At 60.7% G+C, this 12,386-nt stretch carries 11 protein-coding genes; 8 read left to right on the forward strand and 3 right to left on the reverse strand.

Annotated elements, in window-relative coordinates:
* Positions 1-21 precede the first annotated feature (21 nt).
* Positions 22-1,980, reverse strand: coding sequence for a cytochrome c/FTR1 family iron permease (locus N5C18_RS13535; RefSeq protein WP_043033508.1), 1,959 nt, complete (start codon positions 1,978-1,980; stop codon positions 22-24).
* Positions 1,981-2,070: 90 nt separating this feature from the next.
* Between N5C18_RS13535 and N5C18_RS13540 the strand changes: the two genes are divergently transcribed.
* The 3 genes from N5C18_RS13540 to N5C18_RS13550 are packed head-to-tail and all read left to right on the forward strand — an operon-like array spanning position 2,071 to position 6,770.
* The gene (locus N5C18_RS13540; protein ID WP_012480230.1) at positions 2,071-2,484 is read left to right on the forward strand and encodes a helix-turn-helix domain-containing protein; all 414 of its coding nucleotides are present in this window, start codon (positions 2,071-2,073) and stop codon (positions 2,482-2,484) included.
* A complete protein-coding gene (locus N5C18_RS13545; RefSeq protein WP_005413373.1) occupies positions 2,481-3,752 on the forward strand; it encodes a site-specific integrase in 1,272 nt (423 codons plus the stop codon). The genes N5C18_RS13540 and N5C18_RS13545 overlap by 4 nt, the downstream gene beginning before the upstream one ends.
* Positions 3,753-3,776: 24 nt before the next feature.
* Positions 3,777-6,770, forward strand: coding sequence for a Tn3 family transposase (locus N5C18_RS13550; RefSeq protein WP_043033507.1), 2,994 nt, complete (start codon positions 3,777-3,779; stop codon positions 6,768-6,770).
* A 43-nt stretch (positions 6,771-6,813) separates the two neighbouring features.
* Here the strand turns inward: N5C18_RS13550 and N5C18_RS13555 are convergent, their stop codons facing one another.
* Positions 6,814-7,092 carry a hypothetical protein gene (locus N5C18_RS13555; RefSeq protein ID WP_033835997.1) on the reverse strand — a complete coding sequence of 93 codons (279 nt, stop codon included), beginning with the start codon at positions 7,090-7,092 and terminating at the stop codon, positions 6,814-6,816.
* Between the two features lie 94 nt (positions 7,093-7,186).
* On the opposite strand from N5C18_RS13555, the gene N5C18_RS13560 reads away from it, so the two are divergent.
* Positions 7,187-7,432 (forward strand): helix-turn-helix transcriptional regulator, encoded by a 246-nt coding sequence (locus tag N5C18_RS13560; protein ID WP_043033505.1) that lies wholly within the window; start codon positions 7,187-7,189, stop codon positions 7,430-7,432.
* A 968-nt stretch (positions 7,433-8,400) separates the two neighbouring features.
* Here the strand turns inward: N5C18_RS13560 and N5C18_RS13565 are convergent.
* Positions 8,401-9,309, reverse strand: a complete 909-nt coding sequence (locus N5C18_RS13565) for a DMT family transporter (RefSeq protein ID WP_043033504.1) — start codon at positions 9,307-9,309, stop codon at positions 8,401-8,403.
* Positions 9,310-9,406: 97 nt separating this feature from the next.
* Between N5C18_RS13565 and N5C18_RS13570 the strand changes: the two genes are divergently transcribed.
* The 4 genes from N5C18_RS13570 to N5C18_RS13585 all read left to right on the forward strand — a co-directional run bounded on the left by N5C18_RS13570 (position 9,407) and on the right by N5C18_RS13585 (position 12,386).
* Positions 9,407-10,210: a helix-turn-helix transcriptional regulator gene (locus N5C18_RS13570; RefSeq protein ID WP_043033503.1), complete on the forward strand. Its 804-nt coding sequence runs from the start codon at positions 9,407-9,409 to the stop codon at positions 10,208-10,210.
* A gap of 151 nt (positions 10,211-10,361) precedes the next feature.
* On the forward strand, positions 10,362-10,652 hold the full coding sequence (locus N5C18_RS13575) for a hypothetical protein (RefSeq protein WP_049402761.1): 291 nt from the start codon (positions 10,362-10,364) through the stop codon (positions 10,650-10,652).
* Between the two features lie 519 nt (positions 10,653-11,171).
* The gene (locus tag N5C18_RS13580) at positions 11,172-11,681 is read left to right on the forward strand and encodes a lactoylglutathione lyase family protein (protein WP_033836000.1); all 510 of its coding nucleotides are present in this window, start codon (positions 11,172-11,174) and stop codon (positions 11,679-11,681) included.
* Positions 11,682-11,858: 177 nt separating this feature from the next.
* Positions 11,859-12,386, forward strand: a complete 528-nt coding sequence (locus tag N5C18_RS13585; protein ID WP_223224789.1) for an SRPBCC domain-containing protein — start codon at positions 11,859-11,861, stop codon at positions 12,384-12,386.

Below are 12,386 nucleotides of genomic sequence, written 5' to 3' on the forward strand. Positions count from 1 at the left end.
TTGGTCCTCTGCTGTGTTGTTTCATTGCTTGTTTGCGCCTGGCTGTCTACGCACACCGGAACGGGCATTGGCGAGGAACCCCACGATGGCGGCGGTGCCTACCAATACCTGCGCCAGCAGCGACTGCCAGGTGGGATACAGGCCGATCCACTCGATGCGCGGCAACGCGAGCGGTGTTTGAGAGATCCAGCCCGCTTCCTGCAACGCGGCCACGCCTTTACCGATCAGGATGACCGCCATCACCGCGATGAGAATCGAGCTGATCGAAAAGAACCGGCCAATCGGCAGCCGCCTGCTCATGCGCAGCATCCAGTACGCCACCGCAGCCAACACCGCGATTCCCGCCGCCAGGCCTGCGAGGATGGCGGTGGACGCCTGATCGCTCCACATCGCGATGTAGAACAAGATCGTCTCAAACACCTCGCGGTACACCGCGACAAAGGCCAGCATGAACAGGAAAACAGCCGAGCGCCGTGTCAGCGCAGTCGTCAGCTTGGCGTGCAGGTACTCCTGCCACCGCCCTGCAAGGCTCTTTTGGTGCATCCAGATGCCTACGCTGAGCAGGACAGCGGCAGCGAACAAGGCCGAGACGCCCTCAGTGACTTCCCGGTTCGCACCGCTGATATCAACAAAGTAAGTGGCCACCGCCCAGGTAGCTGCGCCTGCCAACAACGCGCAGATCCAACCCGCATGCACATACGGCAACACATCAGACCGCTCGGCTTTACGCAAGAACGCCACGATACCAATCACGATCAGCAGCGCTTCCAGTCCTTCGCGTACCAAGATGGTAAAGCTGCCTAGAAACGCGGTGCTGGCGCCTATTCGGGTGTCCTGCAGCGCCACGTCCGCGCGATCAAACAGCTGGGCAATTTGCGCTGCCTGCCCGGCAACGTCAGCCGCGGGCGCATGCTGATCCAGCTGCGCGCGGTAGCCTGCCATGGCCGTCTCGATCTCTCGCAGCAATGACGGATTGCGCGTGGCCAGCGTGGGTTCAAGCGGCTCTACACCATCCAGATAGGACGAGAGCGCAAGCTTTTTGGCTTGAGCCAGGTCCTCATCAGCGTAAGCGCGCTGGCTGGCGGCCAGTCGCTGCCGCGCCACCGCAAAGCGATCGGCTCCTGGTACCGCTTCGTTTACTACCTGTGGCTGCGAACGCAGGTAGGCGATGATCGCGTTTGCCTGATCGGCGGGCATCGTGGTGGCAAGATCGGCCTCTCGCGTGCGTGTCAGCGCTTCGAGCGAGGGAATGTGCGTATGGGCCTCGGCACTGGTGCGCCATAACGCCTCACCTTGAGCCTTGGCTTGCGAGGAGTACCCCAAGCTGCCCACATAGAATGCCAACGCCCAGCGATCACTTTCTGACAGCCCAGAGAAGCTGACCATGCCGGTACCCGGCACACCCTGGGAAATGACCTCGTACAACGACAGCGGCGTTCGCTGCGCGGCGCGAGTGGCATCGGTGAACGCGATCGGCGGCGGACTTAACGCTTGCGCGGCGGGGCCATCACCGTGACCTGTGGGGCCGTGACAGGCCGCGCACTGCTGGCTGTAGATGGACGCGGCCTGGGAGGTCTTCGGCGCGCTCGCCGGAACAGCGCCGATCGGGTAGCGGGCCAACAGCGTCGTGCCGAGCCCGCGCGCCAACGTTGCCACTTGCGCCGGGTCGGCCTTCTCTGCCACCGCCTGGACCAGGCGGTCGGCCTGGGCCGTCAGCTCCTGCTGGTTCTGGCCACTGGGCAATGCTGCCAGCTGACTGCGCACGGCGCCGGCAAACTCGCTCATTTCGGCGTATTCGTTGGGGGCAATTACGCGACCGGCCTGGACCGCGCCGGGGTAGTCGACCGCGATGTAATCGAGCATCTGCCAGGTTTGGCGCAGGTCTGCTGCGGCAGGCTCCGCCTGAGCAGAAGCGGGCAGAACCCAGCCGATCAGCAAGGCAATCAGGCAGTAGCGAATCAAGGCGATGGGCAGTGGCATGGTCGTCACATGCAGCGCCGCGGCCGGAGTGGCGGCGGATACGGGTTCAGCGTAAAGTCCGTAGCTACTACGGAGTCAAGCGTACTACGAATGAAAATCAGTGAGGCTGCCGACGCCAGCGGATGCCACTTGGAGACGATTCGCTATTACGAGCGGATCGGGTTGCTGCCGCGCCCGGGGCGCACGGGCAACGGCTACCGGGTCTATGGCCCGGCCGACATCGAGCGGCTGCGCTTCATTGCGCGTGGCCGGGACCTGGGCTTCAGCCTGGAGGAGGTCCGCAGCCTGCTGCAGCTGGCCGGCGATGAGGAGCTTTCGTGCGGGGACGTGGACCGGTTGGCCCGCAGCCATCTGGCCGACGTGCGCGCCCGCATGGCCGACCTGCAGCGCATGGCCAGCGAGCTGGAACGGGTGATTGCCAGTTGCCATGGCGGGCAGCGGGCGGAATGCACCATCCTGTCGACGCTGCGCCAGACGACCTCGGTGGAGGCCACGCGCCAGTGACCGAACTGGACCGCTACCTCGATGCGGCCACGCGCCAGAACACGGTGCGCAGCTATGCGTCGGCGCTGCGGCACTTCGAGGTTGAATGGCAAGGCCACCTCCCAGCGACACCTGACAGCGTGGCCCGGTACCTGGCCGCTTATGCGCAGACCTTGGCGACCAGCACCCTCCGCCAACGTCTGGCGGCCATCGCCTCTTGGCACCGCGACCACGGCTTTGTCGACCCGACCCGATCGCCGCTGGTGCGCAAGGTGCTCAAAGGCATCCAGACCCTGCACCCGGGCCAGGTCAAGCAAGCCGCGCCGCTCCAGATTCGGCGGCTGGTCGAGCTCGATGACTGGCTGGCCGCGGCGATCGCTGCGGCACATGCCCGGGGCGATGGGCCGGCGGCGCTGCGCCATCAACGAGACCGAGCGCTGGTGCTGCTCGGGTTCTGGCGGGGATTCCGTGGCGATGAACTGCTGCGTCTGGACGTGGCCCATCTCACGCTGGTGCCGGGACAGGGGATGACCTGCTTCTTGCCACGCAGCAAGGGTGATCGCCAAGCAGCCGGCGTCACCTACAAGGTGCCGGCGCTGTCGCGGTTATGTCCGGTGGAGGCGACCCAGGCGTGGCTGCAGGCGGCCGACCTGCAAGAAGGGCCGGTGTTTCGGGCAGTCAACCAATGGGGCCAGGTGAGCGCCGAAGGCCTGCATCCCAACAGCTTGGTGCGCCTGCTGCGCGAGTTGCTGACCAGTGCAGGCTTTGCCGATGCGGGGCTCCACAGCAGCCATTCGTTGCGCCGCGGCTTTGCCAGCTGGGCCAACGACCAAGGCTGGGACATGAAGGCCTTGATGGAGTACGTGGGCTGGCGCGATGTGCAGTCGGCCATGCGTTACCTGGACGGGCGTGACCCGTTTGCCCGGGACCGCATTGAAGCAAGCCTGCCCAGTCCAACCGTGCCGGTACCGGCGATGGCACTGCCGGCGCCGGAGGGCAAATCGGCCCTGCAGCTGCGCCTGCGCATGGTGCTGACCCCGTTTGCCCGCACGGGCCGCGGCGCGGCCAAGGCCCGAGGCCGAATTGAAGAGATCTGCTTGGCCCCGTTCCAGGCTGTGCGCCTGAACACCGCCAGCAGCGAGTACCAGTTGACTGCTCCCACCGATCCCGAAAGGGATCTGGATGAAATCCTGGCCACGTTGCTCGATGACATGCACCGCATGGCCGATACGCACCAGTGCTTCCTGGAAGCGTCGCTCAGTACAGACGACGGCCGGCACTGGGACTGATCCCCCTCACACCCTCCGGATCCAATGGCTACCCTTCACGAGACCGCCTACCCGCGACTGAAGCCTGATCCCACCGCCAAGGAACTGGAGGAGATCTATACCCCGACCGCCGCTGAGATTGCATTCGCCAAGCAGCTGACCACCCAGCCGGGTCCGCAGCTGGCGGTACTGATTCATCTCAAGCTCTTCCAACGCTTGGGCTACTTCACGCTGTTGGCCGACGTACCCGAGCGGATCCGGAAGCACATCGCCAAGGCCGCCCGACTCGGGCGCGTATTGGACACCGACCAGCTCGAACGCTACGACGCTTCCGGCAGCCAGCGCCGGCATATGCCGCAGCTTCGGCAATTCATCGGGGTACGTCCCCTGGATAAATCGGGCTTGGCTTGGCTGGACACAGTGGCCACCGGAGCAGCCCAGACCAAGCACACCATCCCGGACATCGTGAACGTCCTGCTCGAAGAGCTGGTGCACCATCGCTACGAACTGCCCGGTTTCCGCACTCTGGAGCTGGCCGCCATCGGCGCCCGTGAGCGGGTCAATCTGGGCTACTACCGCAGCATCAGCCACGCGCTGACGCCTGCCACGCGCACGCTCATCGACGAACTGCTGCGCGCACCGGAAGGGTCCAGGTTCACCGGCTGGCAATCACTCAAGCGCGAGCCCGGCCGGCCCACCAACAAGGAAGTTCGGTTCTACCTGCAGCACATCCGCATGCTGCAGCAGTTGGCCGACCAGCTGCCTCCCATCGATGTGCCGGTGCCCAAGCTCAAGCAGTTCCGTGCAATGGCTCGGGCCTATGACGCCAGCGAGCTGGCCGAACTGGCTCCGGACAAGCGCTATGCGCTGGCCACCATCTTCATTCGCGCCCAGCATGCCAAGACACTGGATGATGCAGCCGAGTTGTTCATCAAGCAGGTGCGCGGGCTGGAGAACACGGCCCAGCAGAAATTGCTGGCCTACCAGCTCGAACATGCCAAACGGGCCGACTTCCTCATCGGCCAGCTCAAGGAAATCCTGCAGGCCTATCAGCTAGACGGCAGCGATAGTCAGCGCGTGGATGCCATCGACAACAGCCTGGAAGCGGAAGTGTCGACCTTGCTGGCCGAATGCGAAGAACATATGGCCTACGCCGGGAAGAACTACCTGCCTTTCATGCTGCAGCCCTATGGCGCGGTCAGGCCGCTGCTGTTCAATGGGCTGGAGCTGATGAAACTTCGGGCGACCAGCCACGACGCCGGCATGGAGCCGCTGATCGCAGCGGTGCTCTCGCTGCGCAACCAGCGCCGTGAGCTGATCGAGGTCGCCTCCCTCGGTTTGGACCCGGAAAAGGACTTTGACTGGATGTCCAAGCTCTGGTGTCAGCACGTGTTCGGCAAGCGGGCCAGTGCAGCCGGCGCCGGCTGGATGCACCGTAAGTACTTCGAGCTGGCCGTGCTGGTGCAGGTCAAGGACGAACTGAAGTCCGGAGATCTCTTCATTCCCAGCAGCGAACGGTTTGATGACTACCGTGAGCAGCTGGTCGATGAAGCCACCTTGGCCCAGGAACTGGAAGCCTACGGCCAGGTGTCAGGCCTGCCCACCGACGCCGAGTCTTTCGTGGCGGGATTACGTGCACAACTGACCTCCCTGGCCGATGAGGTCGACGCGCGTTTCCCGGAGAACGTACATGCGGACATCCTGGATGGGCGCCTGGTGCTGCGGAAGGGGCAACGCGCCGAAGTCTCCAGCGCGATTACCACGGTGGATCGCCTCATCGCCGAACGGCTTCCAGAATCCAGCATCGTCGATGTCCTGATCGATGCCAGCCAATGGCTGGATCTGCACCGTTTCTTCCGCCCGATCGCCGGCACCGAGAGCCAGGTCGAAGATCTGCCCCGACGTGTGATCACCACGCTATTCTGCTATGGCTGCAACCTGGGGCCGACGCAGACGGCGCGGTCGATCAAGGGCTTCAGCCGGCGCCAAGTCGCTTGGCTCAACCTGAAATACGTGACCGAGGATGTGCTTGAGAAGGCCATCGTGGAGGTCATCAATACCTACAACAGATTCGACCTGCCTGGCTATTGGGGCAGCGGCAAGAGCGCATCAGCTGATGGCACGAAGTGGAGCGTCTACGAGGACAACCTGCTGTCGGAGTATCACATCCGCTACGGCGGCTACGGTGGCATCGGCTACTGCCACGTGTCCGACAAATACGTAGCGCCGTTCAGCCACTTCATTCCCTGTGGCGTGCACGAGGGCATCTACATCCTCGACGGTCTGTTGGCCAACACTTCCGACATCCAGCCTGAGATCGTCCATGGCGACACGCAGGCCCAAAGCTATCCGGTCTTCGGCCTGGCCCACATGCTGGGCATCCAGCTGATGCCCCGGATCCGGAACATCAAGGACCTGACATTCTTTCGGCCCGAACCGGGTAGGGCTTATAAGAACATCCAGGCACTGTTCGGGGACAGCATCGACTGGCAACTGATCGCCACCCATCTCCACGACATGCTGCGGGTGGTGATCTCAATCCGATTGGGCAAGATCACCGCGTCCTCGATCCTGCGCCGGCTGGGCACCTACAGCCGGAAGAACAAGCTGTACTTCGCCTTCCGGGAACTTGGCAAGGCCGTTCGAACGCTGTTCTTGCTGCGCTACATTGATGACAATGAGATCCGCAAAACGATCCATGCTGCCACCAACAAGAGCGAGGAATACAACGGCTTCGTGAAATGGGTGTTCTTTGGCAGCCAGGGGATCATTGCTGAGAACGTCCAACACGAGCAGCGCAAGATCATCAAGTACAGCCAGCTGGTGGCCAACATGATCATCCTCCACAACGTGGAAGGCATGAGCCGGACCTTGGCCGAGATGAGGAAGGAGGGGATTGAACTGACGCCCGAGATCCTGGCCGGCCTGTCGCCTTATCGGACCAGCCACATCAATCGCTTCGGCGACTACCACCTGGATCTTGAAAGGGAAGTGGCGCCGCTGAGCTACACAGCCAAGGTGCTTGAACAGACCCCATAGATGGGGAGAACCTGATCGAGAGACGAGCAATCAACTTTGAAATTCAGTCGCTTAGGCAGCTTTTGGCCCTGTACGTAATGATTCCCTGCCGACCCTCTTCAAGGTTCATCCCAGCGACTGCCCAGTTGAAGGCCGCTCTTTCGTGGGCATTGAGTTCCGCGTCGATAGCGTCAATTGACTGCCGGTATTGCTGCTGGGTTCCATTCGTAACCATCTTCTTGTCTGTCGGACCGCTGCAGGCAGCTAGCAGTGCTGATGCTGCCAGGATCAGTGTTGCTCTGCTTCTGGCCGCGGTGATGAAGCGGTATGGCTGTTCGCTCATGCGTCCCCCTGTCAATGAAGAAGACAGAATATCTGGTTTTTAGATATCGGAGAACTGGATATAGCTTTCTAGGCCGCTCAGCCAAGGCGCGGTCGTGTCGAAGTCCATCCATCGAAAAGAGTACGCTGCCCTCATTGAGGCTGTTCGCGAGGCGCGGCTAGCTGCCGGTCTGACCCAGGCCCAGGTGTCCAGCATGCTGGGCCGCAGCCAGTCATTCATCAGCGACGTCGAAACAGGCAAGAGAAGGGTTGATGTGGTGGAGCTGAGAGATATCGCCCGCCTGACAGGCCTTTCGCTGGGCAAGTTGATCACAAACTTTGAGAAGCGAATCAAAGACTAAAGCCCCTTAGGGTGTAGCGGTAGGTTCGCGCTTCTTGCCGGCCGGTCGGGACCAGGCGCACACGCCAGTGACAGACGGCCAACCGGATGGAAGGGGCACGCCCTGCCGGAAATCCGTGACGTAGATCGGCCTCGGCGTGCCGGGTCGAAACTTTAGGCTGTTTTGTGGAACCGTGGGGTCTGAACCCTCGTGTAGATCCGGGTGAAGCGACGTCTTTACAGTTGTTGATGTGAAGACATTTCTCCGGCCCACTCCACAGCAGCTCCACAGGTCGCTAAAGCGAACCCCTAAATGCCTCCGATGGGCTTGTCGCGGGGCCTATACCCTTTCGGCGCGACTGTCTGACGTGGAGGATTGCGCCCTACACAAGCTTCGAGACGCAAAGGCTATCGCTTGGCGGCGGCAGCGCAAGATGCGCAGCTGGGCCGCGAAGCATCCCCGGTTCCTACTGTTAGCCTTTCCGCTTTGGGGTGATCCCCGGTCATTCGCTGAGTTACCGGAACAGAAGCTTTGGCCGCGCATTCTTGGCGTTTTCGCGCTTGTTAGCCCCCATCATCGATGCGCTACAAGCCGATCCAGGAAGTGGCCAGTCACTAGTTCAATGGGCAGAAGTTGCTGGCGTATCCTCTCGGACTCCTGCAAGACGCTGGGTTGCCGCTACTGGCCTGGGATGTTGTGAGTGGCGCCAGAGGCTGAAGCTTGCTGCGTCCCTCCCTCTCCTCCAGAGCGACTGCAAAGTTGGTGATGTTGCCAAGCGGCTGGGCTATAGCGGCCCCTCCCCTTTTATTGCAATGTTTCGCCGACTAACCGGCATGTGCCCAACTCAGCTGAAGAGCGCTGTCTAGATGCAACTTCACCTTGAGGAGAGGGCCCTTTGAACCTGGCTAGCCGAAGAAGCGTTCCCCGAACAAGGAGAACGGGCCTCAAGCGGCCCGTTTTCATTTGAACTGCAGCTATGCAATTGTCTTTCAGCGCTTGGTCGAGGTGTCATCCACGACCATGACCTCGTCAGGCTTCTTGCGAGCTGCGTACTCCGCCAGTACCACACCAAATACTGCCATCAAACCGCCACCCACGACCCAGGTGCTCAGAGACTCTTTGAGGACCACCACCGCAAGCAATGCAGTGACGATCGGGACGAGATTGAAGAACCCGGCCACGCGAGCAGAGCCCAGCCGATGCAGGCCGGTCATCCATGCCAACGGTGCCATGATCGAAGCGCCGATTGCTGCGAATGCAATGCAGCCGATGGCTGCGCCACCCTGGACGCCAGTGCCTGCGACAAGGAAAAGAGGTAGCAGCAGGATCGTTGCAGACATGGCTTGAAGAAACAGGGATTCGATCAGCGTTACGGGAATGCGCCACTTGTGCATCAGCAAATTGTAGGTGGCAAAAGCCAAAGCGCCCAGCAGCATCAGGGCGTCACCTTTGTTGATTCCATGGGAAACCAAGGCTTCAAAGTCACCATGGGACACTACCGCTATCACCCCAACCAAGGAGATGATCGAACCAATCACTGCGCCACCGCGGACTGCGTGACCCATGAAGATGCGCGACAAGGCAAGAGCGATCAACGGGATGAGTGCCTGGATAACGCCCATGTTGGTCGCAGAAGTGAAATGTGCGGCGTAGTACGCCAGGCATTGGAACATGACACCGCCCAAAGCACCGAGCACGAGGAAGCGTGCCCAATTGGCTTTCAGGACCGCTAGGTTCGACTTCAGGCGCGGCAGGGCGAATGGGAGCAAGATGATGGCCGCAGCAAGCCATCGCCAGAAGCTAATATCGACCGGGCCGACGGTCCCTGCAGCGAGCTTTGTAACGATGGTGTTGGCGCCCCAGAGAAGGCAGGCCAGGAGGGGGAGCAGGTAGTACATGGCATCCTCAGATACTGGATATCAACAGCCAGTAGCGTAGACTTGGCGGAATTTCGTTACATCCATAATTTGCGCCAATCTTCATCTTGAATGCGACATGGCAATGGACCCCGTCCCCTCGTTCAGCTCCATCCCTGGAGACATCTACGTTCGGCAAGGGACTTTGCCTCCCTCCGACTGGGATGCTCGTGTGCATCCGTGGGGGCAGTTCAACTATGTTGCGCAGGGTGTCATGGAGTTACAGGTAGGCGAGGACTGGATGGTGTCCCCTACCCACTATGCGATATGGATTCCGCCTGGTGTTCACCACTCATCCCGAAACCGTGGTGCGGTTGCTTATCGATCCGCATACCTTTCGGTCGGCGCGTCGGCGCAGATGCCCAGCATTCCGACTGCGTTAGCGGTTAGCTCGTTGCTTAGGGAGATCTTGGACGAACTGGCCCGTCGTGACATCGGCGAGGCCGTTAAGCCAGAAGACCGGCGACTCTCCGCGGTCGCCCTTGACCTGATTCTGGCCGCGCCGGTGATGTCGAGCTTCCTGCCGCTGGCCAGCGGTGACGTGCTAAAGCGGATTCTGAGCTATGCCGAGACCTCCCTTCAGGACTCTCCGTCGGCACTTGAGGTCGCAGAGCGCCACCACATTAGTGTTCGATCACTTGAGCGCTTGGCAAAGCGCGAGCTAGGGATGGGGTTCGGAGAGTGGCGCAGTCGGCTTCGTTTTCTGAGGGCAATTGATGCCTTGGGTTCAGACCGATCAATTACGCAGATTGCAGACGATCTGGGCTATGCAAACTCAACGTCTTTCAGTGAGATGTTCAAGCGACACTCTGGCCGGACCCCAGACCAGTATAGAAGGGGCCTCAGTCCGCTCCAGCGAGAGGTGGAGCCCTCCTCCCGCTGAATCGAGGCAGGCCTCGAAGCTGTTGGGTCAACCATTTAGCTGGCCCAGACAGTGGCCATTCGGATCGATGGATCATCCAGAGGGTGTCAACCACCGGAGATCCACAGTCAACCACCTCAATTGCGTCTTGCCGAGCGAAGGATTCACGGGCGTGTCGCGGAATGACAGTGAATCCCAGCCCGAGCGATACCGGCTCAAGGATGAGCGCAACCTGATTGGTGAAGCCGTGTATAGGAAGCGCGCGTACGCCTGGATTTCCTGGGAACTTGCGGGCGAGAAGGCGGGTGGCCATAGCCTGGCCATCTGGATGATCAACGAAACCCAACTTTTGAAGATCCGCCCAGCTGTCCGCGCAGGCACCTCTCGGAACTACCAGCTCAAGCGCCTCCTCGGTGAAGGGCTCAGCCCGCAGCCGAGGGTCATCCGGCCGAAGTGCAAGTAGACCCACCTCGTACTTCTTCTCCAGTACCGCCGATAGGATTTCTGGGTCCGGCGAGAAGCGATGACGAATGATCAAGCCGGGATGGGTGCGCTGGAAGTCCAGCAACACCGGGTAAAGAGCAAGGCCAACACTCCCGGGGGTTATCAGCGCAAACTCCCCCTGATCGCTGTCCGCGCTCGCGAGCTTGGCTTGAAGCCGGCGATCGGCCGAATCCATCTCTTGGCAGTACTGCAATAGAGCCATTCCCGCCGGCGTCAGCTCAATAAATCGTGGTCTGCGCAGAAACAGGGCACCCAGCTGTTGCTCAAGATGACGTACATGCTGACTGACCGCAGCCTGGGTGAGCTGCAGCTGGCCTGCGGCCCTGGTAAAGCTCCCGACCTCTGCGATAGCCCGAAAGGATCGGAGCCAATGCTCATTCAGCATAAGAATATTTTATCAATCTGATAAAAATGGATCAGATCATGGTTGAGTTGCAGGGTCTAATCTTGCGGCTACCCCTCTCTTCAGTGGTGTGCCGTGCCTGCCCTACCCCCTCCCTACCCTCGCGCCTTCTCCCACATCGGCCTGTCTGTTACCGATCTCGATGCCGCGGTTTCCTTCTATACAGAAGTCTTGGGCTGGTACCTCGTCATGCCGCCGACCAGGATTGCTGAAGACGAAAGCGCAATTGGCGTGATGTGCACGGATGTGTTTGGGCCTGGATGGGGCAGCTTCCGCATTGCACATCTATCCACTGGTGACCGGGTTGGAGTCGAAATCTTCCAGTTCAATAACGCCGAGCGTCCCGCGAACAACTTCGAGTACTGGAAGTCGGGCGTCTTCCACTTCTGTATTCAGGATCCGGACGTTGAAGGCCTGGCCGCTCGGATTGTGGCAGCTGGTGGAAAGCAGCGAATGCCGGTTCGAGAGTACTTCCCAGGGGAGAAGCCCTATCGGATGGTTTACATGGAGGATCCGCTGGGCAACATCCTGGAGATCTACAGCCACAGCTACGAGCTTACGTATTCAGCTGGCGCGTACGTCTAGCTCCACGCACACCCTCAGCCAGCTTTCGACTGCCAGGCAGTCCTCGCCAAACTGAGACACGACGGTACGGAGCAAGTGTCTCGGCTGTAGAAGTCAGAGGTCTGCAAGTTAGAAGCTGGCGAACGTAATTTTAACGATTCATCGGCGAGCCGCGCCGCTAGCCCTAAGGAGCATATGATGAAAATGAACGGCATTCGTTGGCCGGAAGGCTACCTTCCTGGTTACACCGAAAACTTTGTCTCGAATGAGCTGATCGTCCTCGGCCTTGCCGCAGCTGATGTTTGGCCGTTGCTTGAAGAGCCACGTCTGTGGCCGACCTACTACGGAAATTCAGCCAATGTGCGCTTCCACGATGGCGCCGGCCCTCTGTTGCGAAACGGGGATCGATTCTACTTTGAAACCTTTGGCTTCCCCGTGGAGGCTCAATGCGTCGAGCATGAGGCTCCTACCTCCGAGGGTCCGGGCCGGATCGCTTGGCATGGCTGGGCCGGTGAGCCCGGGTCTGCCGATCGACTTGACGTTCATCATGCGTGGATTGTCGAAGACCTTGATGGTGGCCGAGTGCGGATCCTCACGCAGGAGACGCAGAAGGGACAGCCTGCAGAAGCCCTGCGTCTGGCCAAGCCGAATCCAATGATCAATGGTCACCAGGATTGGCTGGACGGCCTGGTGGAAGCAGCTCGAGCCGCCAAGTCAACGTCCTAA

The organism is Stenotrophomonas sp. GD03930, from assembly GCF_029839665.1.
Taxonomy (GTDB): Bacteria; Pseudomonadota; Gammaproteobacteria; order Xanthomonadales; family Xanthomonadaceae; genus Stenotrophomonas; species Stenotrophomonas forensis.